19 protein-coding genes are annotated in these 24,069 nt (G+C 72.3%); 14 read left to right on the plus strand and 5 right to left on the minus strand.

Annotated features, from left to right (window positions below):
* Nucleotides 1–106 precede the first annotated feature (106 nt).
* Nucleotides 107–526 carry a protein-tyrosine phosphatase family protein gene (locus ACTWLT_RS30835; protein ID WP_445321381.1) on the plus strand — a complete coding sequence of 140 codons (420 nt, stop codon included), beginning with the start codon at nt 107–109 and terminating at the stop codon, nt 524–526.
* 26 nt (nt 527–552) lie between these two features.
* Here the strand turns inward: ACTWLT_RS30835 and ACTWLT_RS30840 are convergent, their stop codons facing one another.
* Nucleotides 553–2,832 carry an ATP-binding cassette domain-containing protein gene (locus ACTWLT_RS30840; RefSeq protein ID WP_445321382.1) on the minus strand — a complete coding sequence of 760 codons (2,280 nt, stop codon included), beginning with the start codon at nt 2,830–2,832 and terminating at the stop codon, nt 553–555.
* Nucleotides 2,833–2,997: 165 nt separating this feature from the next.
* Between ACTWLT_RS30840 and ACTWLT_RS30845 the strand changes: the two genes are divergently transcribed.
* The 3 genes from ACTWLT_RS30845 (at nt 2,998) to ACTWLT_RS30855 (ending at nt 5,908) form a co-directional block, all read left to right on the plus strand.
* Nucleotides 2,998–3,768 (plus strand): MerR family transcriptional regulator, encoded by a 771-nt coding sequence (locus tag ACTWLT_RS30845; protein WP_445321383.1) that lies wholly within the window; start codon nt 2,998–3,000, stop codon nt 3,766–3,768.
* A gap of 9 nt (nt 3,769–3,777) precedes the next feature.
* Nucleotides 3,778–4,989: a D-alanyl-D-alanine carboxypeptidase family protein gene (locus ACTWLT_RS30850; protein ID WP_445321384.1), complete on the plus strand. Its 1,212-nt coding sequence runs from the start codon at nt 3,778–3,780 to the stop codon at nt 4,987–4,989.
* Between the two features lie 70 nt (nt 4,990–5,059).
* Nucleotides 5,060–5,908: a peptidylprolyl isomerase gene (locus tag ACTWLT_RS30855; protein WP_445321385.1), complete on the plus strand. Its 849-nt coding sequence runs from the start codon at nt 5,060–5,062 to the stop codon at nt 5,906–5,908.
* A gap of 175 nt (nt 5,909–6,083) precedes the next feature.
* Here the strand turns inward: ACTWLT_RS30855 and ACTWLT_RS30860 are convergent, their stop codons facing one another.
* Nucleotides 6,084–7,112: a LacI family DNA-binding transcriptional regulator gene (locus ACTWLT_RS30860; protein ID WP_445321386.1), complete on the minus strand. Its 1,029-nt coding sequence runs from the start codon at nt 7,110–7,112 to the stop codon at nt 6,084–6,086.
* A gap of 221 nt (nt 7,113–7,333) precedes the next feature.
* Entirely contained in the window at nt 7,334–8,389 is a 1,056-nt protein-coding gene (locus tag ACTWLT_RS30865; RefSeq protein WP_445321387.1) for a LacI family DNA-binding transcriptional regulator, read from the minus strand.
* A 137-nt stretch (nt 8,390–8,526) separates the two neighbouring features.
* Here ACTWLT_RS30865 and ACTWLT_RS30870 point away from each other — a divergent pair, with 137 nt between their 5' ends.
* The 7 genes from ACTWLT_RS30870 (at nt 8,527) to ACTWLT_RS30900 (ending at nt 16,617) form a co-directional block, all read left to right on the plus strand.
* Nucleotides 8,527–9,834 (plus strand): ABC transporter substrate-binding protein, encoded by a 1,308-nt coding sequence (locus ACTWLT_RS30870; RefSeq protein WP_445321388.1) that lies wholly within the window; start codon nt 8,527–8,529, stop codon nt 9,832–9,834.
* Nucleotides 9,831–10,829: a carbohydrate ABC transporter permease gene (locus tag ACTWLT_RS30875; RefSeq protein WP_445321389.1), complete on the plus strand. Its 999-nt coding sequence runs from the start codon at nt 9,831–9,833 to the stop codon at nt 10,827–10,829. Before ACTWLT_RS30870 ends, ACTWLT_RS30875 begins: the two co-directional genes overlap by 4 nt.
* 2 nt (nt 10,830–10,831) lie before the next feature.
* On the plus strand, nt 10,832–11,695 hold the full coding sequence (locus ACTWLT_RS30880; RefSeq protein ID WP_445321390.1) for a carbohydrate ABC transporter permease: 864 nt from the start codon (nt 10,832–10,834) through the stop codon (nt 11,693–11,695).
* Nucleotides 11,696–11,792: 97 nt separating this feature from the next.
* Nucleotides 11,793–14,168: a beta-xylosidase/alpha-l-arabinosidase gene (locus ACTWLT_RS30885; protein ID WP_445321391.1), complete on the plus strand. Its 2,376-nt coding sequence runs from the start codon at nt 11,793–11,795 to the stop codon at nt 14,166–14,168.
* Nucleotides 14,169–14,175: 7 nt separating this feature from the next.
* Nucleotides 14,176–15,174, plus strand: coding sequence for an acetylxylan esterase (locus tag ACTWLT_RS30890; RefSeq protein WP_252415012.1), 999 nt, complete (start codon nt 14,176–14,178; stop codon nt 15,172–15,174).
* Nucleotides 15,175–15,214: 40 nt separating this feature from the next.
* Nucleotides 15,215–16,060: a M15 family metallopeptidase gene (locus tag ACTWLT_RS30895; RefSeq protein ID WP_445321392.1), complete on the plus strand. Its 846-nt coding sequence runs from the start codon at nt 15,215–15,217 to the stop codon at nt 16,058–16,060.
* Nucleotides 16,061–16,098: 38 nt separating this feature from the next.
* On the plus strand, nt 16,099–16,617 hold the full coding sequence (locus tag ACTWLT_RS30900; RefSeq protein ID WP_445321393.1) for a DinB family protein: 519 nt from the start codon (nt 16,099–16,101) through the stop codon (nt 16,615–16,617).
* A 24-nt stretch (nt 16,618–16,641) separates the two neighbouring features.
* On the opposite strand, the gene ACTWLT_RS30905 is transcribed toward ACTWLT_RS30900, so the two are convergent.
* Nucleotides 16,642–17,829 (minus strand): spore photoproduct lyase family protein, encoded by a 1,188-nt coding sequence (locus ACTWLT_RS30905; protein WP_445321394.1) that lies wholly within the window; start codon nt 17,827–17,829, stop codon nt 16,642–16,644.
* 162 nt (nt 17,830–17,991) lie between these two features.
* Between ACTWLT_RS30905 and ACTWLT_RS30910 the strand changes: the two genes are divergently transcribed.
* Nucleotides 17,992–19,302 (plus strand): RICIN domain-containing protein, encoded by a 1,311-nt coding sequence (locus tag ACTWLT_RS30910; RefSeq protein WP_445321395.1) that lies wholly within the window; start codon nt 17,992–17,994, stop codon nt 19,300–19,302.
* A gap of 46 nt (nt 19,303–19,348) precedes the next feature.
* On the opposite strand, the gene ACTWLT_RS30915 is transcribed toward ACTWLT_RS30910, so the two are convergent.
* Nucleotides 19,349–20,308, minus strand: coding sequence for a helix-turn-helix transcriptional regulator (locus tag ACTWLT_RS30915; protein WP_445321396.1), 960 nt, complete (start codon nt 20,306–20,308; stop codon nt 19,349–19,351).
* Nucleotides 20,309–20,539: 231 nt separating this feature from the next.
* On the opposite strand from ACTWLT_RS30915, the gene ACTWLT_RS30920 reads away from it, so the two are divergent.
* Entirely contained in the window at nt 20,540–22,537 is a 1,998-nt protein-coding gene (locus ACTWLT_RS30920; RefSeq protein WP_445321397.1) for a GTP-binding protein, read from the plus strand.
* Nucleotides 22,538–22,904: 367 nt separating this feature from the next.
* A partial coding sequence (locus ACTWLT_RS30925) for an RtcB family protein (protein ID WP_445321398.1) occupies nt 22,905–24,069 on the plus strand: 1,165 nt, incomplete at its 3' end.

Consider the following 24,069-nt stretch of genomic DNA (forward strand, 5'->3'; position numbering starts at 1 on the left):
ACCGACACCAGCGCCGCCCCCGGCCACAAGGCCGGGGGCGGCGCTGTCTGTACCCACCCGCCGTGGCGGCACCACGCTCGGGTACGCGCGCCGGCACAATACTCGGATGACTGTCGCGCAGACCTGGTCCGAGCAGGTGGGTGTGCTCGTACTCCCCAGCGGGGCGACGGTGCGCGGTCGCCGCATCGGCGCGGAGGCCTCGCCCGCCGACTTCGCCCTGTTGTTGGCGCCCGGCCCGGCGCCGGCCTGGGCGCACCGGCGGATCCGGTGGCCCGACTTCTGGGTTCCGCTCGATCGGGCGGACGCGTTGGACGCCCTGCGGGCGGCGCTGCGGCGCGCACACGACGGTGAACGCGTCGAGGTGGCCTGCCGGGGTGGGGTGGGGCGCACCGGCACGGCGTTGGCCGCGCTGGCGATCCTCGACGGCCTGCCGGCCGAGCGGGCGGTGCCCTGGGTTCGGGCGGGCTACCACCCGAAGGCGGTGGAGACGCCCTGGCAGCGGCGCTGGCTGCGCCGGGTCGCCTGACCACCGCCCTCCGGGCCGCGGGTGCTCTACCCCTGGGTGTCGACGTACTCGCGCAGGTGCTTGGCGGTGAGCGTGTCACCGCGGGCGACCAGGTCGGCCGGAGTGCCGGTGAAGACGATCCGCCCGCCGTCGTGCCCGGCACCCGGGCCGAGGTCGATGAGCCAGTCCGCGTGCGCCATGACCGCCTGGTGGTGCTCGATGACGATCACCGTGTTGCCGGCGTCGACCATCCGGTCCAACAGCGCCAGCAACTGGTCCACGTCGGCGAGGTGCAGGCCGGTGGTCGGCTCGTCCAGCACGTACGTGCTGGTCTTCTCCGCCAGGTGGATGGCGAGCTTGAGCCGTTGCCGCTCCCCACCGGACAGGGTGGTCAGCGGCTGGCCGAGCTTGAGGTAGCCCAGCCCGACGTCGACCAGCCGGCCGAGGATGAGGTGCGCGGGCCCGCTGGGAAAGAACCCGTGGGCCTCGGTGACCGGCATGGCCAGCACCTCGCTGATGTTCTTGCCGCGCAGCGTGTACGTGAGAACTTCGTCGGTGAACCGCCGTCCCTCGCACCGCTCGCAGACGCTCGCCACGCCGGCCATCATCGCCAGGTCCGTGTAGATCAACCCGATGCCCTTGCAGGCCGGGCAGGCGCCCTCGGAGTTGGCGCTGAACAGCGCCGCCTTGACCCCGTTGGCCTTGGCGAAGGCGGCGCGGATCGGGTCGAGCAGCCCGCTGTAGGTGGCCGGATTGCTGCGTCGCGATCCGCGGATGGGGGACTGGTCGACGATCACCACCCCGGCTCGGCGGCGCAGCGAACCATGGATCAAGGAACTCTTGCCGGAGCCGGCCACTCCGGTGACCACGGTGAGCACCCCCAGCGGGAGGTCCACGTCCACGTCGCGGAGGTTGTGCAGGTCGGCGTTGCGGATGGCGAGCTGCCCGGTCGGTCGGCGCACCTGGTCGCGCAGGGTGACCCGGTGGTCCAGGTGCCGCCCGGTGAGCGTGCCGGAGCGGCGCAGGCCGGGGACGTCCCCGGTGAAGCAGATCTGGCCGCCGTCGGTGCCGGCGCCCGGCCCGAGGTCGACCACGTGGTCGGCGATCGCGATGGTTTCCGGTTTGTGCTCCACGACCAGCACGGTGTTGCCCTTGTCGCGCAGCCGCAGCAGCAGGTCGTTCATCCGGGCGATGTCGTGCGGGTGCAGGCCGACGGTCGGCTCGTCGAAGACGTACGTGACGTCCGAGAGGCTGGAGCCGAGGTGCCGGACCATCTTCACCCGTTGGGCCTCGCCGCCGGAGAGGGTCGCCGACTCGCGGTCCAGGCTGAGGTAGCCCAACCCGATCTCGACCAGTGAGTCCAGCAGGTCGCGCAGGTTGGCGATCAGCGGCGCCACCCCCGGGTCGTCGACGCTCCGGACGAACGCGGCCAGGTCGCTGATCTGCATGGCCGAGCACTCGGCGATGTTGCGACCGGCGATCCGGGACGACAGCGCGGCGGCGTTGAGTCGGGTGCCGCCGCAGTCCGCGCAGGTGGTGAAGGTGACCGCCCGGTCGACGAAGGCGCGGATGTGCCCCTGCATCGACTCGCGGTCCTTGGTCAGATAGAGCCGCTTGACCTTGACCACCAGACCCTCGTACGTCCAGTTGTTGCTGCCCATCCTGATCTTCGTGGCGGGCTTGTGCAGCAGGTCCTGCCACTGCTGTTCGGTGAAGTCCTGGAGCTTGGTGTCCGGGTCGAACAGGCCGGAGGAGACGATGGTCTGCCAGTACCAGGAGTCGACCGCGAAGTTGGGCACCGTGATCGCGCCGTCGTTGAGCGAGCGTTCGACGTCCACCAACTCGTTGATGTCGAGGTCGGAGACGCGGCCCAGCCCTTCGCAGGTCGGGCACATCCCCTCGGCGAGGTTGAAGCTGAAGGCTCCGGCACCGCCCACCGACGGCTGGCCGAGCCGGCTGAAGACGATCCGCAGCATGGCGTACGCGTCGGTGGCGGTGCCGACGGTGGAGCGGGAGTTGACCCCCATCCGCTCCTGGTCGACGACGATGGCCGCGCCGAGGTTGCGCAGCGAGTCGACGTCGGGTCGGTTCAGGTTGGGCATGAACGACTGGAGGAAGGCGCTGTAGGTCTCGTTGATCAGGCGCTGGGACTCGGCGGCGATGGTGCCGAACACGAGGGACGACTTGCCTGAGCCGGAGACGCCGGTGAAGACGGTCAACCGGCGCTTGGGAATGTCGACCGAGACGCTGGCGAGGTTGTTCTCCCGCGCTCCGCGTACCTCGATCATGTCGTGGCTGTCGGCGGCGGACCGTGCTGGCTGCGACATGCGAACCCTTCACGAGATCGTGGCGGGACGCGCGTCCCGCCGAGCTGACGGATTACATTGTCTCATTCATCCCCTCGTAGAGGCTTTTGCCGAAGTCCCCCTGGTGGTCGAGCCGGAACGCCCCGAGAAGTCTCAAATCACGTGGCAACCGGTACGGTTGCCGGCGTGAGCGCACCGCCGAAGGACCGCCTGCGGGCGGTGGACCTGGCCGCCACCGCCGGTATCTCCGTGCAGCAGATGCGCAACTACGTCGAGGCGGGTGTCCTGCCGCCGGTGCGGCGCACGGCCAGCGGCTACCGGATCTTCACGACCGAGCACGCGCGGGCCCTGGCCGTGGCGCGGCGGCTCGCCGAGGGGCACGGCTGGAGCCGTACCCGGGAGATCATGGCGGCGGTGCACGGGGGCGACCTTCCGGCGGCCCTCGCCGCGCTCGACGGCGGCCACGCCGAGCTGGACCGGGAACGCGCCGAGATCCGCCGGGTGCTCGGCGCGTTCGAGACCGTGCTGGCCAGCCCGTCGCAGGCCCGACCGGTGCCCCGCCGCGGTGCCCGCATCGGCGAGGTCGCCGCTCTGGTCGGCGTCCGGACCTCGCAACTGCGGCTCTGGGAGGAGCGTGGGCTGCTACGGCCGGGCCGCACACCGCACACCCGGTACCGGGTATACGACGAGGCGGAGCTGCGCGCCGCGCACGTCGTGGCGCTGCTGCGCCGGGGCGCCTACCCGTTCGAGATCATCGCGGCGGTGCTGGGTGAGCTGCGCACCACCGGCAGCGCGCAGCGGGTCCGCGCCGAGTTGGCCCGCCGCGAGCAGGAGCTGCACGCGCGCAGCCTGCGCCGGCTGCGGGGGAGCGCCGCGCTGTACGACTACCTGCGTGGTCGGGACGCCGCCGGTTGGTCGGCCGACCATCCCGGCCCGCCGGCGGATCTTGTTGGCTAGGGTCGGGCTATGAGAGCTGCGCTGCTGGCGGTCACGGCGTCCGCCGTCCTGCTCGCTCCCGCGCCGGTCGCCGCCGCCACGGGTACCCCCGCCGCTCCGGCCGTCCGGTGCCCCCGGGTGCCGGCGCCGGCGATGTCCCGGCCCCCGCGGCCCTCGCCTCCGCCCGCCGTGCCCGAACAGCGCGTGGTCGGCGGAGCCGCGCTGGGCACCAGCGGCCTGGTCGTGCCGGCCGGCGCCGGCGCGCCACCGGCGGTCACGGCCACCTCGTGGCTGGTCGCCGACCTGGACACCGGACAGGTGCTCGGCGGCTGCGGCCCTCACGAGTACGGCACCCCGGCCAGCGTGCAGAAGCTGCTGCTGGCCGCCACGATGCTGCCCCGGCTGGACCCGAAGCAGACGGTCACGGTCACCGAGTCGGACATGAACATCGAGCCGGGCTCGTCCGCCGTCGGCCTGGTCGAGGGCGGCCGGTACACCATCGAGACCATCTGGCTCGGCCTGCTGCTCAACTCGGGCAACGAGGCGGCCAACGCGCTGGCCCGGCTGGGCAGCGGAGTGGACGACGCGGCCGCCGGAGTCCGCTCCATGAACGAGCAGGCCCACCGGCTGGGCGCGCTCCAGACGCACGCCGTCACCCCGTCCGGGCTGGACGGCAAGGGCCAGTTCACCAGCGCGTACGACCTTGCGCTGATCGCCCGGGCCTGCTTCGCCGACCCGAACTTCCGCCGGTACGCGCTCACCCAGCAGGCGCGGATCCCGGCCCAGCCGGCGCAACGCACCAAGGGCTTCCAGATCCAGAACGAGAACCAGCTCATCTACCGGTATCCGGGTGCGCTCGGTGGCAAGACCGGCTTCACCGACCTGGCCCGGCACACCTACGTCGGTGCGGCGCAACGCGACGGGCGGCGGCTGGTGGTGACCCTCCTGGGCGCCGAGCCGGCGCCGAAACGTGGCTGGGAGCAGGGCGCCGCCCTGCTGGACTGGGGCTTCTCGCTGCCCCGCGACGCGTCGGTGGGCCGGCTGGTCGAGCCGGGCGAGCTGACCGCCACGCCGTCGGCCACGCCGTCCGAGCTGGCCGCGCCCGGCACGGCCCGACCGGCGGCGGCCAGCCGTGCGGCGCACGGCGGGCCGGGGTGGCTGTGGGCGGTGGTCGCGCTGACCGGCGCGGGAGTGCTGCTGCTCGGCGGGCTGCTGTGGCGGCGCCGACGCCGGCTGCCCTGACGGATCGACAACCGGCTCTGCCCTCCATAGACTCCGGTCTTTCTGGCACCACGAGTCCAGGAGGATCCCTGTGTCGAGTGAACTCGAACCGCGCTCGCGCGTGGCGGCACCCCGCCGGCCGGTGCGCGCGCTGACCCGCCTGGCGGGAGTGACGATGCTCGCCGGGACGCTGGTCGTCGGCGCGTCCGCCACCGCCGTGGCCGCGCCCGGCCCGTCCGTCGACGCGGTGACCGCGTCCGGCGCGGCGCCGACCGCCGCCGAGGCCGCCACCCGCCCGCCGCGCACCACCCACGGCCCGTGCGCGTACACGGAGACGCCGGACGAGCCGGCCGCCCGGCCGGTGCCACTGCCGCCCGATCCGCGGCGCACCCCGGACCGGGGCACCGTCCGGGTGACCCTTTCCACGAACCACGGGCCGATCGGATTGACCCTGGACCGCGCGGCCGCGCCGTGCACGGTGCAGAGTTTCCTGCACCTGGTCCGCAAGCGCTTCTACGACCGCACCATCTGCCACCGGCTCACCGCGTACCCCACGCTGAGTGTCCTGCAGTGCGGCGACCCGTCCGGCTCCGGCGAGGGCGGCCCGGGATACCGGTACCGCGACGAACTGCCGACCGACCTGCCGCCGGCACCGACCGACCCGACGGGTGAACGCCGGCTGTACGCCCGGGGCGTGCTGGCCATGGCCAACGCGGGGCCGGACACCAACGGCAGCCAGTTCTTCCTGGTCTACGCCGACTCCGCGCTGCGCCCCAACTACACGATCTTCGGGGAGATCGACGCGGCCGGGCTGGCGACCCTGGACCGGATCGCCGCCGGGGGAGTGGCGCCGACCGCCGAGGATCCGGCGCCGGTCGACGGCGCGCCCGCCCTGCCGGTGGACATCCGCCGGGCCGTCCGCTCGCACCACCACCACTGACCGTTCGGCGCGGTGGGCTGCCCCGGGCCGCTCACCGCGCCAGCGTGTCGTGGCCGAACCGCCGGAGGTACCGTGGGCCGGCCGCGCCTTCACCGGGTCGGAGACCGGAACTTTCCGGAGCCGTACCGGAACCGGCGAAGCCGGTGTCCGACCCGGTCCGGCCCGTCACGACGGGTCAGGTGACCCTGGCCGGCGCGGGGGCGGTGCTGTCCCGGACGACCAACTCGGTGGCGAGTTCCACCCGTGGCGAGTCGATGGCCTCGCCCTGGGCGAGCCGCAGGACGGTCCGCGCGGCCAGCCGACCCATTTCGACCAGCGGTTGCCGCACAGTGGTCAGTGGCGGTGACGCCCACCGCGCCTCGGGCAGGTCGTCGAAGCCGACCACGCTGACGTCGCCCGGGACCAGCAGACCGCGTTGCCGGATCGCCTCGTAGACGCCGAACGCCATCTGGTCGCTCGCCGCGAAGATCGCCGTCGGCGGCTCATCGAGGTCCAGCAGTGAGGACCCGGCGGCGAAGCCGGACGCGTGGTAGAAGTCGCCGGGTCGGAGCAGGTGTTCCTCCAGCGGCAGGCCGGCGGCCTCCAGCCCGGCCCGGTAGCCGTCCAGCCGGGCTCGGCTGCACAGCAGGTGCGTCGGCCCGGCCACGAACCCGATCCGCCGGTGCCCGAGCGAGAGCAGGTGCTCGGTGGCGGCGAGCCCGCCGGCCCAGTTGGTGGCTCCTATGGTCGGCACGTCGATGGCGGGTACGCCGGCCGGGTCGACCACCACCACGGGCACGTTGAGCCGCCGCAGCTGGGCGTAGAGCGGCGGGCTGACGTGCGAGGTCACGAAGATGACCCCGTCGGTGGCCCGGGCGCGCAGGTTCTGCAGCCACTGCCGGGCGGCGGTGGACTGTCGGTGTATCGCCGAGACCACGGTGCCCACGCCGGCAGCGTGCCCGACGTCCTCCACCCCGCGGATGATCTCCACGGCCCAGGGGCTGTCCAGGTCGTTGAAGACCAGGTCGACCAGGCCGGCGGGCTGCACCGTGCGGCTGGTGCGACGCCGGTAGCCGTGGTGGCGCAACAGCTCCTCGACCCGTTCCCGGGTGCCGGGGGCCACGTCCGAGCGGCCGTTGAGCACCCGGGACACGGTCGGCACCGAGACTCCGGCCTCTCGCGCGATGGCGCTGATGGTGACCCTGCGTCCGTCGTCCGCGTCCACCGCGTCTCCTTTGGTCTTTCGGGGGCGGGCCGGACGCCGGCACCGGGATGCCCCGGAGCAGCGTGCCCGTACCATCGGTCATCTTGCCGCACGGACCGAGGGCTGGCGACAGGGCGCAGCGCCGCCGTGTCCGGGGAAGTTGCGGAGAATTCCCGGAAGTCCGGCTGACCGGCACGGGCCGGCGCGTCGCCGGGCCCGGCGCAGAACGGTGACCTCGCCGCTCAGCTGCTCGCCACACCGGCTGCCGACGGCGGCCGATCGGGCCCGGGGGAGGGCGTGTACGGGCTGCAGGAAGACCGGACGACCAACTCGGTCGGCAGCCGGACGTGCGGGTCGCGTTCGACGCCGCCGACGAGGTCGATGAGTAGCCGCATCGCCACGGCGCCCATGCGTTGCAGGGGTTGCGCGATGGTGGTGAGCTGCGGGGTGACCAGCGCCGACTCGGGGATGTTGTCGAAGCCGATCACGGACAGGTCGTCGGGCACCGTGAGGCCCATGGTCCGGGCGACGTCCATCGTCGAGATCGCGGAGAGGTCGTTGCTGGCGAAGACGGCGGTCGGCCGGTCGGGCAGCGCCAGCAGTTCCGCGGCCGTGGCGGCGGCGCTCTCGACCCGGAAACCGCCGACGCGGACGAGTCGTTCGTCGACCGCGACGCCGGCGTCGGCCATGGCTCGGCGGAAGCCGGCCTCGCGAAGGCGCGACGACTCGAGGTCGGGGCGACCGCTGATGTGGCCGATGCGGCGGTGGCCGAGCGACAGCAGGTAGTTGGTCGCGAGCACCGCGCCGGCGAAGTTGTCCGAGTCGACGGTGGGCAGCCCCGACGGGCCGGTGTGGGGGTCGACGGCCACGACATGGAAGCCCTGCTTGGTCTCGACAACCGTCGGCGTGACGATCACCGCCCCGTCGATGAGCGTCCCGGACAGGCGGGCCAGGGAGCGCCGTTCCCAGCCGACGGCCGTGCCGTCGCCGTCGCCGCCGGAGTAGGCCAGCAGTTGGTAGCCGGTGCCGGCGACCTCCCTCGACGCGCCCTTGAGCAGCTCGGTCGAGAACGGCTCGAACTCGGCGACCAGGATGCCCAGGACGTTCGTCCGGTGGCTGCGCAGGCTCTGCGCTCCCAGGCTGGCCTCGTAGCCGAGCTGGTGGATGACCTCCCGGACACGCTCCACGGTCGCCTGCGCCACGCCGTAGCGACCGTTGACGACCTTCGACACGGTCGCCACCGAGACGCCGGCCGTACGGGCCACGTCCGACATCTTGACACGCTCGGGGAAGGTCACGCCGACGATGATAGTGGGCCACCTGGGACTCGTCGCGTGGGGTCGAAAACGTTATCGACAACGGTTGACACCCCGTTACGGGACTGTAAAACTCGCCGCACCTAAGTACCGCCACTGCTAGTCGAGGAGACGTGTCGATGGCGATGAAGCACCGCGCGGGCGCCACCCTGGCGCTGTTGATGACGACCGCACTGCTCGTCGCCGGGTGTAACGGCGGCGACAGCGAGGCACCCGCCGAGAACGAGCTCTACAAAAACCCGGTGACCCTGACCTGGTGGCACAACGCCTCCCAGGACGGGCCTGGCAAGACCTACTGGGAGAAGGTCGCGAAGGACTTCTCCGCACTGCACCCGACGGTCACGGTCCAGATCGAGGCGATCGAGACCAACCAACTCCAGCGCACCCGGCTCCCCGCCGCGCTGCTGTCCAGCGACCCGCCGGACATCTTCCAGGCGTGGGGCGGCGGCGAGATGCGTGAGCAGGTGGAGGCCGACTACCTCAAGGACATCACCAACCAGGTCAAGGACGAGGTCGCCAACATCGGCAGCGCGACCGAGATCTGGCAGGTGAACGGCAAGCAGTACGGCCTGCCGTACCGGATGGGCATCGAGGGCATCTGGTACAACAAGGACATGTTCGCGAAAGCGGGCATCACCGCTCCTCCGACCACCTTCGAGGAGCTCAACCAGGCGGTCACGAAGCTCAAGGCCATCAACGTCATCCCGATCGCGCTGGGGGCCGGCGACAAGTGGCCCGCCGCGCACTGGTGGTACAACTTCGCGCTGCGTGCCTGCTCGGTCGACACGCTCAAGAAGGCGTCCGTCGAACCGGTCTTCGACGACCCGTGCTTCGTCAAGGCGGGCCAGGACCTGAAGACCTTCATCGGCACCAACCCGTTCCAGCCGAACTTCATCGCGACGCCGGGCCAGAACGACCCGACCAGCGCCAACGGGCTGGTCGCCAACGGCAAGGCCGCGATGGAGCTGATGGGTGACTGGAACAGGGGCACCCTGGAGACCGTGGCCGAGGATAAGCAAGCGCTCACGAAGTTCCTCGGCTGGTTCCCCGTACCGGCGATCGCCGGCTCCGCCGGTGACCCGAAGGCGGCCCTCGGCGGCGGCGACGGTTTCGCCTGCGCGAAGAACGCCCCGGCCGAGTGCGTCGAGTTCCTCAAGTACATCGTGAGCCCCGAGGTGCAGAAGGGCTTCGCGGAGACCCGCACCGGCCTGCCCGTGGCCAAGGGTGCGGAGGCCGGCGTGGCCGACCCCGCCCTGAAGTCCATCCTGGAGGCCACCTCGAGTGCGACGTATGTGCAGCTCTGGCTGGACACGGCCTTCGGCAGCACCGTCGGCAGCGCGATGAACGACGCGATCATCGCCATCTTCGCCGGCAACGGGACCCCGGAGAAGGTCGTCGAGGCGATGAAGGCGGCCGCGAAGAAGTGACCTCCACCAACCCGACCCTGAGCCCCGCCGGCGGCGCATCCGTGCCGCCGGCGGGCCCCCCGGCCGCCCGACGCCCGTCGTCCCGCGCCGCCGAGACCAGACGCAAGTGGTACGAGATCATCGGGCTCACCACGCCGGCGGTCGTCGTCTACGTGATGTTCGTGCTGGTGCCGATGGGCTTCGCGGTCTACTACAGCCTCTTCCGCTGGCGCGGAGTCGGGCCGCCCACCGAGTTCGTCGGATTCAACAACTACGTCCTCGCCTTCCAGGACCCGATCTTCCTGGACGCTCTCCGCAACAACGCGATCATCGTGTTCGGGTCGCTGCTGATCCAGGGCCCCATCGCCCTGGCCGTGGCCCTGCTGCTCAACCGTCGCTTCCGCGGCCGCACCGTGGTCCGGCTCCTGGTGTTCGTGCCGTACGTCCTCGCCGAGGTCACCGTCGGCATCATGTGGAAGCTGCTGCTCACCGGCGGCGGCACCGTCGACGCCCTGCTGAAGCAGATCGGCCTGGGCAGCTTCGTGCAGGCGTGGCTCGCCGACCTCGACGTCGTGATCTGGACGATGCTGTTCGTCCTCACCTGGAAGTACGTCGGCTTCGCGATCGTTCTCCTGCTCGCCGGCCTGTCGAACGTGCCGCCCGAGCTGACCGAGGCCGCCGCGATCGACGGCGCGAGCTGGTGGCAGACCCAGCGCCACGTCACGCTTCCGCTGCTGGGCCCGACGTTCCGGATCTGGATGTTCCTGTCGATGATCGGCTCGCTGCAGGCTTTCGAGGTGATCTGGGTGACCTCGGTGCCCGCGGTCCGGTCGCTCGGCGCCTCGGCCACCATGGCCACCTACATGGTGGACAACGGCTTCTTCGCCCGGCTCTGGGGCTACGGCAACTCGGTGGCCGTGATCCTGTTCGCCATCTCCTTCATCGCGGCGCTGCTGTTCCAGCGCTTCCTCCTCCGTCGCGACATCGAGGGCGCCGTCACCGGAAGGAGGAACTGACCGTGGCCGAGAACGCGCTGACGTCCCCCTCGTCGCCGCACCGCCGTCCGTTCTCGTGGGGCAGTCCGCTGACCTACGGGCTGGCCTTCGCGATCGCCGCCGTCTCCATCGCCCCGGTGGTCTACGTGATCGTCGGGGGCTTCCGCACCACCCCGCAGATCATCGCGGACCCGGCCGGGCTGCCCGACCCGTGGGTGTGGGACAACTACGCCCGGGTGCTGACGCGCAGCGACTTCTGGCAGCAGGCGTTCAACAGCGCGGTGATCGCCCTGGGCACGACGCTCGCGGTCGTGCTGCTCGGCGTCTGCGCCGCGTTCGTGCTCGCCCGCTACAGCTTCCGCGGCCGGGAGGCGCTCTACACCTTCTTCACCCTCGGTCTGCTCTTCCCATCCGGGGCGGCGATCCTTCCGCTCTACCTGATGCTGCGTGACCTCAACCTGATCAACTCCTACTACGCGGTGATCCTCCCGCAGGTCGCCTTCTCGCTGCCGCTCACGATCGTGATCCTGCGTCCGTTCCTGGCCGCCGTACCGCGTGAGTTGGAGGACGCCGCGGCGATCGACGGCGCCGGCCGGCTCGGTTTCCTCTGGCGGGTCATGCTGCCGCTGTCCCGGCCCGCGCTGGTCACCGTCGGGGTCCTCGCGTTCGTGGCGAGCTGGAACGCCTTCCTCCTGCCGCTGCTCGTGCTCGGCGACGCCGACCTGCACACCCTGCCGCTGGGCGTGCAGAACTTCTCCAGCCAGTACACCTCCGACACCGCGGGAATCCTCGCGTTCACCTCGCTGGCGATGCTGCCGGCACTTCTCTTCTTCACCTTCGCCGAGAAGCAGATCGTCGGTGGCCTGCAGGGTGCGGTGAAGGGCTGAGGAGCACCGGTACGCGCAGAGAAGCGAAACACCGCATAACCGTCTACCTGTTCGCCCGGCGGTCCCTCGTACGGGGGCCGGCGGGCGTCGGAGGAAAGTGACCGACAACGTGACCGTGGACACCGAACCGAGCACCACCATCTGGAACGATCCCTCCTACGACCTGCCCACCCGCGTCGATGCCCTCGTCGCCGCGATGACCCTGCCGGAGAAGATCGCCCAGCTGTACGGCGTCTGGGTGGGCGCCTCCGCCGACGGCGGTGAGGTCGCGCCCCACCAGCACGAGATGGAGGAGCCGGTCGACCTCGACGAGTTGCTGCCCACCGGGCTCGGGCAGTTGACCCGGCCGTTCGGCACCGCTCCGGTCGACCCGGCGCTCGGCGCACTCTCCCTGCTGCGGACCCAGCAGCGGATCACCGCCGCGAACCGTTTCGGCATCCCGGCCCTCGCCCACGAGGAGTGCCTGGCCGGTTTCGCCACCTGGGGTGCGACCGCGTACCCGGTGCCGTTGTCCTGGGGTGCCACCTTCGACCCGGCACTGATCCGGCGGATGGCCGGCCTGATCGGCGCGGACCTGCGCAGTCTCGGTGTGCACCAGGGGTTGGCGCCGGTGCTCGACGTGGTCCGCGACGCCCGCTGGGGGCGGGTGGAGGAGACCATCGGCGAGGACCCCTACCTGGTGGGGACGGTCGCCACCGCGTACATCCAGGGGTTGGAGTCCGCCGGCGTGGTGGCCACCCTGAAACACTTCGCCGGCTACTCCGCCTCCCGGGCCGGGCGAAACCACGCGCCGGTCGGCATGGGCCCACGGGAGCGGGCCGACGTGATGCTGCCGCCGTTCGAGATGGCGGTACGCGAGAGCGGCGCGCGGTCGGTGATGAACGCCTACACCGACACCGACGGCATGCCGTCGGCGGCCGACGAGGAGCTGCTCACCGGCCTGCTCCGGGACACCTGGGGGTTCACCGGCACGGTCGTGGCCGACTACTTCGCCATCGCCTTCCTGCGTACCCTGCACGGCGTGGCCGGCAGTTGGGGCGAGGCCGCCGGCCTGGCCCTCGCCGCCGGGGTGGACGTGGAGCTGCCGACGGTGAAGACCTTCGGTGAGCCGCTGCACGAGGCCCTCCACGCCGGGCGGGTGCCCGAGGCGCTGATCGACCGGGCGTTGCGGCGGGTGCTGCTGCAGAAGGCGCAGCTCGGGCTCCTCGACGACGGGTGGGACCCGGTGCCGGAGGCGCTCGCCGGCGTCGACCTCACCGACCCGGAGGCGGTGCGGGGCACCATCGACCTGGACCCACCCGCCAACCGGGAACTCGCCCGCGAGGTGGCCGAACAGGCCGTCGTCCTGCTGCACAACGACGGCGTCCTGCCGCTGGCCAGGCCGGCGCGGATCGCGGTGGTCGGCCCGCAGGCCGAGAGTCCGACGGCGGTGCTGGGCTGCTACTCGTTCCCGGTGCACGTCGGATCCCACCACCCGGAGCTGCCGCTCGGGATCGAGCTGCCCACCCTCGCGCAGGCGCTGTGCGCCGAGTTTCCCGGAAGCGAGGTCGTGGTCGTGCCCGGCGCGAGCGTCGACGGTCCGGAGACCGCCGGGTTCGCGGCGGCCGTCGAGGCGGCCCGGGGCGCGGACGTGGTCATCGCGGCCCTGGGTGACCGGGCCGGGCTGTTCGGCCGGGGCACCAGCGGTGAGGGCTGCGACGCGGAGTCGCTGGCCCTGCCCGGGGTGCAGCAGCAGCTGCTGGACGCGCTGCTGGAGGTCGGCGTCCCGGTGGTGGTCACGCTGATCGCCGGCCGGCCGTACGCGCTGGGCCGGGCGGTCGACGAGGCGGCGGCCATCGTGCAGTCGTTCTTCCCGGGCGAGGAGGGGCCGTCGGCGATCGCCGGTCTGCTCAGCGGGCGGGTCGAGCCGCAGGGCCGGCTGCCGGTCAGTGTGCCGCGCGGCCCGGGTGGTCAGCCGACCACCTACCTCGCCGCCCGGCTGGGCCACGCCAGCGACGTCTCCAACATCGACCCCACGCCCGCGTACGGCTTCGGGCACGGGCTCAGCTACACGCGATTCGACTGGTCGGAGCTGACGGTCGAACAGGCGACGGCGGAGACCGACGGGGAGCTGCGGCTGGCCTTCACGCTGCGCAACAGCGGCACCCGGTGGGGCAGTGAGGTGGTGCAGCTCTACGCGCACGACCCGGTGGCCTCGGTGGTGCAGCCGGTGCAGCGGTTGGTCGGCTACCTGCGGGTGCCGCTGGAGGCCGGCGCCTGCCGCCGGATCGAGGTGACCGTGCCGGCCGACGTGCTCTCGTTCACCGGGCGGGACGGGCGGCGGGTGGTCGAGCCGGGGGAGCTGGAGTTGCGGCTCGCCTCGTCCAGCACCCAACCGCGGCTGGTGGCGACCGTCGAGCTGACCGGGCCGGTACGGCAGGTGGACCACACCCGGCGGATGCACCCCCGGTTCACGGCCCACCCGACCGACTGAGCGCGACGTGTACACCGACCTGCCCGAGGAGCAGCTGCGCGGCTACCGCAGCGCGGTCCGGGAACCGGCGGACTTCGACCAGTTCTGGGCCGGCACCCTGGCCGAGGCACGGGATGCCGGCTGGCCGGTGCGGGCAGAGCCGGTGACGACCGGGCTGGCGAGCGTCGACGTGTTCGACGTGACGTTCCCGGGCTTCGCCGGCCAGCCCGTGCGGGCCTGGCTGCGGGTGCCCCGAGGGGCCGGCACGGCACTGCCGACCCTGGTGCAGTACGCCGGTTACGGCGGCGGGCGCGGGCATCCGCTGGAGAACCTGCTCTGGTCGGCGGCCGGGTTCGCGCACCTGCAGATGGACACCCGGGGGCAGGGTTCGGGTTGGAGTCGGGGTGCCACCCCGGATCCGGGTGCCGCCGGTCCGGAGGCGCCCGGAGTGGCCACCCGGGGTATCGCCGACCCGCGCACCTACTACTACCGGCGGTTGATCACCGACGCGGTCCGGGCGGTGGACGCCGTCCGGACCCTGCCGGTGGTCGACCCGACCCGGGTGGCGGTGCTCGGGCACAGCCAGGGCGGTGGGCTGGCGCTCGCGGCGGGCGCGCTGGCACCGGGCGTGCGGGCGGTGGTCGCCTTCGTGCCGTTCCTCTGCGACATCCCCCGTGCGGTGGTGGCCACCGACGCGCGGCCGTACCGGGAGATCCGCGACTACCTGGCGATCCACCGGGACGCCGAGGAGCGGGTGCTGACCACCCTGGCGTACGTCGACGGGGTCAATTTCGCCCGGCGCTGCCGCCGGCCGGCGCGGTACTCGGTGGCGTTGATGGACGACATCGTGCCGCCGTCGACGGTCTACGCGGCCGTCAACGCCCACGCCGGGCCGACCGAACTGTCGGTGTGGCGGTACAACGGCCACGAGGCCGGCGGGATCGACGACGACGAGGCGGCGTTCCGCTTCCTCCTGAAGCACCTGGGCGAGGGCGTCCGACCGGCTCAGACGGCGACCGGGAGCTGATCCGTCGCCGAGCACCGGCCGGGCCTGGTAGACAGGACGGGTGCGCAGGTCAGGCCGGGTGGGCGCCGCCGCCGTGCTCGTGCTGGTCGCGCTGCTCGGCGGCTGCTCCCGGCCGGAGCCCCGCCCGGCCCCGACACCTCCTGCCCCGACACTCCCGGCGTCGGTGAGCCCTGAACCGTCCGCCACCGCCCGGCTGCCGGGGTTCGTGGTGCTGACCGACCTCGACCCGCGTATCCACGCCGACATCCGGTACGCCACCGCGCACAACTTCGTCGGCCGGCCGGTGACCGCCTACCGGGAGCCGCTGTGCCTGCTCACCCGGCAGGCGGCCGAGGCGCTGCGCCGGGTGCAGGACGCCGCGCTGGCGGGTGGGCACAGCCTCAAGGTGTACGACTGCTACCGCCCGCAGCCGGCGGTGGACGACTTCGTCGCGTGGGCGAAGCGTCCCGGCGAGCAGCAGACGAAGGCCGAGTTCTATCCGGACGTCGCCAAGAGCCGGCTCTTCGCCGACGGCTACATCGGAGCGCCCACCGCGCACAGCCGGGGCAGCACCCTGGACCTGACCCTGGTCGACGAGCCCGCCGCCAGCCAGCCCCCGTACGTGCCCGGGCAGCCGTTGGCGGCCTGCACCGCGCCACGCGGGCAGCGGTTCGCCGACAACAGCATCGACATGGGCACCGGCTTCGACTGCTTCGACGCCCGGGCACACACCGCCGATCCCCGGATCACCGGCGCGGCCCGGGACAACCGGCGGTTGTTGCGGCGGCTGATGACCGACGCCGGGTTCGTCAACTACGACCGCGAGTGGTGGCACTACCGCTACCGCGACGAGCCGTACCCGGACACCTACTTCGCCGCGCCGGTGGCCCGTTCCTCGGTCGGCTGACGACCCGGCCCGCACCGGCGCCGCCGACGCCGTCCGGCATGATCGACGTCGTGACCACCGAACGGATCGGCCCACCGGTGACCGGTGGGGAGCGGGAGACGCTGCGCGCCTTCCTCGACTTCCACCGCGCGACCCTCGCCCTCAAGTGCGACGGCCTCTCCGACGCCGACCTGCGCCGGCAGTCGATGCCGCCCTCGACGCTGTCCCTGCTCGGGCTGGTCCGACACATGGCCGAGGTGGAACGGGCCTGGTTCCGGCGGGTGATCGACGGCCAGGACGTCCCGCTGGTCTGGTCGGAGACCGGCGACTACCAGCAGGCGTACGACGCCAGCTCAGCCACCCGCGCCGAGGCGTTCGACGCCTGGCAGCGCGAGGTCGAGCACGCCCGCCGCATCGAGCGGGCCGCGCCGTCGCTCGACGTGACCGGACACAACGCCCGCTCCGGGGAGGACGTGTCGCTGCGCCTGGTGATGCTGCACCTGATCCACGAGTACGCCCGGCACAACGGCCACGCGGACTTCCTGCGCGAGGGCATCGACGGCGCCGTGGGAGTCTGACCTCGTCGACCGGCCTCCGGCCGGTCAGGTCCAGTAGAGGATCCGGCAGGCCGGCACCCGTGTGGCCAGTTCGGCGGTGAACCAGCCGCGCAGCTCGGCCATCGTGTCGCGCGGGTAGACGTACTTGACCGCGCCGAACCTGCCGTGCTTGCGGCTGCGGGACTCCTCGTCCATCTCCAGTCGGGTCCGCGGGTACCAGCCGAGCAGCACCTCCTTGCTGCCCGGAGTGAACCGGTGGGTGATCAGCTCCGCGGTCAGGTCCAGCTCCGGAACCCCGTCGACCGCCGCGCGGACCTGGTCCAGCAGGGCGCCGTAGCGCTCCCGCCAGTCCGGCAGCGGCATGATCGGTGCGATGGTCAACCCGACGGGGTAGCCGTCGAGCGCGAGGCGGCGCAGCGCGGCGAGCCGGTCCGGCACGCGGGCCGTGCCGCCCTCGAACCGTACGCTGACGGGGGCGCAGTTGACGCTGAACCGGACCCGGGTCCGGCCGGCGTGCGCCAGCCCGACGAAGGTGTCCACGTCGGCGTACTTGGTGGTCCAGCGCAGTTGCACCGGCGCGTCCCAGGCGGCGAAGTGCCGCACGGCCCGCCGCCAACTGCCGGTCAGGTGCTCCAGCGCGAGGGGATCGGTGTAGCAGGACGCCTCGAAGGTGGTGCCCTCGTCCGCGCGTCGCGCGTTGCGGCTGGTCACCGTTCCGCGCCCCGCGTACGTGGCCAGCCCGGCGAGGATGTCGTCGAGGTCGGCGTACACCCGGGTCACCGGCGGACCGGACAGTGACCCGGCGAGGTAGCAGTACTGGCAGTGCGCCGGGCAGCCCTCGGCCAGGTCGACCCGCCAGTCGGCGCTGGGCGCGATGGGTTGCAGGGCGCGCCGCGAGGGTGGGCTCACCACGATCGCCATGGTCGCCTTGGCCCGCGCGTACGTCTCCCGGTCGGTGCGCCCGCGTACGCCGGTGAGCCGGTTGGACCGCAGCCGTTCCACCTCGATGCCCAGCGTCTCGACCCGGTCGGCGATCCGTCGGCCGTGGGGGTGCTCCAGCGCGGCCGGGGTGGCCACCACCCGGCCCGGGGTCCAGCGGCGTGCCGGGCGTGCGGCCGGTGCGAGGCCGGCCAGGTCGCGGGTGGGTACCCGCTCGCCGCTGGCGTCGTGCGGCGCGGCGGGCACGTCCACGGCGAGCGGTTGGTCGACGTCGACCGCGTCCTGGCTGGTCATCCGGCCGGCTTACCCGTTGTCGCAGGAATCCCACCGAGATCGACCGGCCCGCGATTGACGCCACCTGACGAGATCGCATAACCTTCCGTCTATCTGTAAACCTTGTGAACAAAAGGTTCAGGTCGACGCGGCGGCGCGCGTCCCCACCGAAGGGACGATCAGGTGATCGCAGAACTATCCTCCCGCACCAGGCGAATTCTCTCGCTGTTCGTCGCCATCGTCGTCGCGCTGAGCGCCGGCCTCGCGGTCAACGCCTCGCGCAGCGCGCAGGCCGCCCCGACGTTCAAGGTCCTGGCCTTCTACAACGGCACCTGGGACGCGGCGCACATCGACTTCGTCCGGGACGCCCGGGCCTGGTTCCCCCAGGCGGCCGCCCAGTACGGCTTCTCCTGGGAGGCCACCAACAACTGGGGTCTGCTGAACACCGCGAACCTGGCCCAGTACAAGGTCGTCATGTTCCTGGACGACGCGCCGCCCACCGCGCAGCGTGCCGCGTTCCAGCAGTACATGCAGAACGGCGGGGCGTGGCTCGGCTTCCACGTCAGCGCGTTCACCACCAACCCGTCGAGCTGGAGCTGGTACTACAACACCTTCCTCGGCACTGGCTCGTTCCAGACGAACACCTGGGGACCAACCCGGGTCACCATGCGCGCCGACAACCGCACCCACCCGGCCACCCGGAACCTCCCGGCGACGTTCCCCTCGTCCATCAGCGAGTGGTACTCCTGGAGCAACGACCTGCGGCAGAACCCGAACATCGACATCCTCGCCTCGGTCGACCCGTCCAGCTTCCCGGTCGGCACCGATCCCAACCAGTCCTGGTACGGCGGCTACTACCCGCTGGTCTGGAGCAACAGGCAGTACAAAATGCTGTACGCCAACTTCGGGCACAACGCGATGGACTACAACACCAACACCGGGCTGTCGTCCACGTTCGACAGCGAGCCGCAGAACCGGCTGCTGATCGACGGCCTGCACTGGCTCGCCGGGGCCGGCAACGTTCCCCCGACGACGCCCCCGCCGACCGACGGCCCGATCTCGCCGACGGCCTGGCACACCGTGGTCAACCGGGCGAGCGGGAAGTGCGTCGACGCGCGGGCCGCCGCCACCGCGAACGGCACCGCCATCCAGCAGTACACCTGCAACAACAGCGCCGCGCAGCAGTACCAGTTCGCGCCGACCAGCGGCGGCTACCTGCGGGTCAACAACCGCAACAACAGCGCTCAGGTGCTCGACGTGACCAACGTGTCGACCGCCGACTCGGCACCCATCCAGCTCTGGTCCTACAGCGGCGGCAACAACCAGCAGTGGCGGGCGGAGTCCGAGGGCGGCGGCTACTACCGCCTGGTCAACCGCAACAGCGGCAAGTGCCTCGACGTGCCGGCCGCGTCCACCGCGGACAGTGTCCAGCTCATCCAGTACACCTGCAACGGCACCGCCGCGCAGTCCTTCCGGCTGGTCCCGCAACCGTAGACCGACGCGTGCCACGCCTCCGGTTCGGCCCGCCCTGCGACGGCTGCTACGACGCCTGACCAGCGCGGCCGAACCGGGCGGCGACGCCCCGGATGACGGTGCGCAACTCCGGTGGGTCGAGCACGTCGAAGTCCACCTCCAGGGTGCCGAGGAAGGCGGCCAGGTTGCCCAGCGACTCGCCACCGGTGTGCAGCAGGCAGCTCTGCTCGTCGACCGCCTCCAGCAGGCCCGCCGTGGCGGGGATCCGCTGCGCCATCCGGTCGGCCGGCGCGTGCAGGCGTACCCGGGCGGGGTGCGGCCAGGCCGTCGAGCCGACACCGCGCAGCACGTGCGCGACGGCGTCGCCACCCGGCGGCTCCCGGGGTGTGAAGCGCGGACCGGTCGGCACCCGGGGCTGGATCCGGTCGGCGCGGAAGGTCCGCCAGTCCGCCCGGTCGGTGTCCCAGCCCAGCAGGTACCACCGCCGGCCGGTGTAGACCAGCCGGTACGGCTCGACGTCGCGGACACTCGCCGTGCCGTCGTGCCCGGCGTAGTCGAAGCGCAGCCGCTCCCGGCGGTGCACGGCGGTGGAGACGGCGGTGAGCGTCGCGGCGTCCACGGTCGGGCCGCCGGCCGCCGCGGAGACGGTCGCGGTACGCAGCGCGTCCACCCGGTGCCGCAACCGCGACGGCAGCGCCTGCTCCAGCTTGGCCAGCGCCCGCAGCGAGGTCTCCTCGATGCCCCGCACCGAACCGGACGCGGCCGCCCGCAGGCCGACGGCCACCGCCACCGCCTCGTCGTCGTCGAGCAGCAGCGGTGGCAGGGCGGACCCGGCGCCGAGGCGGTAGCCGCCGGCGACACCGGGGCGTGACTCGATCCGGTAGCCGAGCACCCGCAGCCGTTCGACGTCGGTGCGTACGGTGCGGGTGCTGACCGCCAACCGGTCGGCCAGCTCCGTGCCCGACCAGTCCCGGTGGCCCTGCAGCAGGGCGAGCAGCCGCAGCAACCGCACGGAGGTCTCCACCATGCCGGCCAGTCTGCCGTAGACCGGATCCTGCCCCGTGCCTGAGAGGGCGGCGCGGCATGCCCCGCGCGGCACCGGTTGGGCGTTCCGATGCCCCGGTTAATCGGTTGCTCGCCCGTCCGAAGGGCTGATGAACTACCCGCAACCGCCACCAACCTCAGGGAGTAGCGATGCGCGCTGCGTCGATGTCCGACCAGAAGGGACCTGTCACCTACCTGAAGGACATGGCGCTGCGTGAAAACCCTCAACCTCGGCATCCTGGCGCACGTCGATGCCGGTAAGACCAGCCTGACCGAGTGGCTGCTGTACGCCGTCGGTGTGATCGACGAGATCGGCAGCGTCGACGCGGGCAGCACCCGCACCGACTCCCTGGCGCTGGAACGCCAACGCGGCATCACCATCCGCTCCGCAGTCGTCTCCTTCGTGGTGGACGACGTGACCGTCAACCTGATCGACACCCCCGGTCACCCGGACTTCATCGCCGAGGTCGAACGGGTGCTCGGCGTGCTCGACGGCGCGGTGCTGGTGGTCTCCGCGGTCGAGGGCGTCAAGCCGCAGAGCCGGGTGCTGATGCGCACGCTGCGCCGGCTGCGCATCCCGACCCTGATCTTCGTGAACAAGGTCGACCGGGCCGGGGCCGACCCGGAGCGGGTGTCGCGGGCCGTAGCGGAGAAGCTGACCCCGGCCGTGGTGGCGATGGGGTCGGTGACGGCACCGGGCACCCGAGGTGCCCACTACACGCCGTACGGCCCGGGCGACGGCACGTTCACCGACCGGCTGCTCGACCTGCTCGCCGGACACGACGACGCGTTGCTCGCCGACTGGGTGGCGGACGAGTCAGCGCTGCCGTACCCACGGCTGCGCCGTGCGCTCGCGGACCGGACCGGACGGGCGTTGGTCCAGCCGGTGTTCGCCGGCTCGGCCATCACCGGTGCCGGGGTGGACGCGCTGATCGCCGGGATCACCGAACTGCTGCCCACCGTCCAGAGCGACGCCGACGCGCCGGTCTCCGGCACCGTGTTCGCCATCGAGCGCGGGCCGGCGGGGGAGAAGATCGCTCTGGTGCGGCTGTTCGCCGGCACCATCCGGGTCCGGGACCGGATCCGGGTCGGCGTCACCGAAGGGGCTCTGGTCACGGCGGTACGCGTCGTCGCCCACGGAGCCGATGCCGCCGCGTCGTCGGTCGGCGCGGGCCACATCGCCCGGCTGTGGGGCCTCACGGAGGCGCGGATCGGCGATCCGGTCGGCGTACCTCCGGAGCGCGCCGGCGGGGACCGTCATTTCGCGCCACCCACCCTGGAGACCGTGGTGGTCCCGGCGCGGCCCGCCGACCGGGTCGCGGCGCATGCCGCGCTGAGTCAGCTCGCCGAGCAGGATCCGCTGATCAACCTGCGACAGGACGACCGGCAGCACGAGATGACCCTCTCGCTCTACGGCGAGGTGCAGAAGGAGGTCATCCAGGCCACCCTGGCCGACGACTTCGGGGTGGCGGTGACGTTCCGGGAGAGCAGCACCGTGCACGTGGAGCGGCTCTGCGGCGTCGGCGCGGCGGTCGAGGTGATCGCCGTGGCGCCCAACCCGTTCCTGGCGACCGTCGGGCTGCGGGTGGGCCCGGCACCGGTCGGCGCGGGCGTGAGCTTCCGGCTCGGCGTCGAGCTGGGCTCGATGCCACCGGCGTTCTTCGCCGCAGTCGAGGAGACCGTTCAGCGGACGCTGCGCCAGGGGCCGCACGGCTGGCAGGTCCCCGACTGCGAGGTGACCATGACCCACGCCGGCTACTGGGCCCGGCAGAGTCACTCCCACGGCACCTTCGACAAGAGCATGTCCAGCACCGCCGGGGACTTCCGCAATCTCACCCCGTTGGTGTTGATGACCGCGCTCACCCGAGCCGGCACCCGCGTCCACGAACCAGTGCACCGGTTCCGCCTGGAGGTGCCGGGCGACGTCCTCGGCACCCTGCTTCCCGCGCTCGCCCGACTGGACGCGGTGCCGACCGACAGCACCGCACAGGGCACGTCGTACGTGGTGGAGGGAGAGATCCCGGCGGGTCGGGTGCACACGCTGGAGCGCCGGCTGCCGGGACTGACCCGGGGTGAGGGCGTGCTGGAGACCGTCTTCCACCGGTACCGGCCGGTGCGCGGCCCGGCTCCCACCCGGGCACGCTGGGACCACAACCCGCTGGACCGCAAGGAGTACCTGCTGGCGGTCGCCCGCCGGGTCGTCGGCCGGTAGCGGGCACGGCCGGGCCGCGTCCCCCATATCCATTGCGGACGCGGCCCGGCCCGCCTACCGTCGTGGTCACAAGGTCAACCGACCAGTCCCCCGGGGAGTACGCCGTGTCGCAGCGCCATCGCACCGAAACCGCCTGGCACTCGCCAGGTGCGGGTGCCGCGTTGCTCACCGGCGCGCGGTACCGGTGTCTCGGCCAGAGCCGGCACCCAAGGGCGGCATAACGGCTGACGCCAGCGCGTCAGACGCGGCCGCCCACCCCTGCGGGTCGGCGGCCTTTTCGTATCCGACTTCCGCGCCCCGCCGCCCGGGGCGCGATCATTTCCGGTCACCGTGTGACGGTGATGCCGGCACGAACAAGGAGACCACGATGGGATTCACCCCCCTCGCCGGCACCCGGGCACCGGTCCGGGTCTGGACCGACCCGTACGCCATCGAGCCGCAGGCCGCCCGGCAGCTGCGCAACATCGGCGCGCTGCCCTGGGTGCAGGGCGTCGCGGTGATGCCGGACGTGCACTTCGGCAAGGGCGCCACGGTCGGCTCGGTCATCGCCATGCGGCAGGCCGTCTCGCCGGCCGCCGTCGGCGTCGACATCGGCTGCGGGATGTCGGCGGTCCGCACCTCGCTGACCGCCGCCGACCTGCCGGACGACCTCGCCCGGCTGCGCTCCGCGATCGAGGCCACCATCCCGGTCGGCTTCGCCCAGCGCGAGAAGGCCGTCGACCCGCGTCGGGTCCGCGGTCTGGAGCAGGCCGGCTGGGACGACTTCTGGGGTCGGTTCGCCGGGCTGGACCGGCGGGTGGCACAGCTGGAGACCCGGGCGCAGCGGCAGCTGGGCACCCTCGGCGGGGGGAACCACTTCATCGAGGTCTGCCTGGAGCAGGGTGGCCCCGACGAGGGGCGGGTGTGGCTGATGCTGCACTCCGGGTCGCGCAACATCGGCAAGGAGTTGGCCGAGCGGCACATCGGGGTGGCGCGGGGCCTGCCGCACAACGCCGACCTGCCCGACCGGGACCTCGCGGTGTTCCTCGCCGGCACGCCGGAGATGGACGCCTACCGGCGGGACCTGTGGTGGGCGCAGGAGTACGCGCGGCGCAACCGGGCCGTCATGCTGGCCCTGCTCTGCGGGGTGGTGCGCGAGCACTTCCCGCAGGTCGGCTACGACGAGCCCATCTCGTGCCACCACAACTACGTCGCCGAGGAGAGCTACGACGGCGTGGACGTGCTGGTCACCCGCAAGGGGGCGATCCGGGCCGGGCGGGGCGACCTGGGCATCATCCCCGGGTCGATGGGCACCGGGTCGTACATCGTGCGGGGTCGGGGGAACCCGGACGCGTACTGCTCGGCCTCCCACGGGGCCGGTCGGCGGATGTCGCGGGCGCAGGCCAAGCGGACCTTCAGCACCACGGATCTCGCCGCGCAGACCGCCGGTGTGGAGTGCCGCAAGGACGCCGGGGTCGTCGACGAGATCCCCGGGGCGTACAAGGACATCACCGAGGTGATGGCCCAGCAGGAGGACCTGGTGCAGGTGGTCG

The organism is Micromonospora yongxingensis (genome assembly GCF_052601155.1).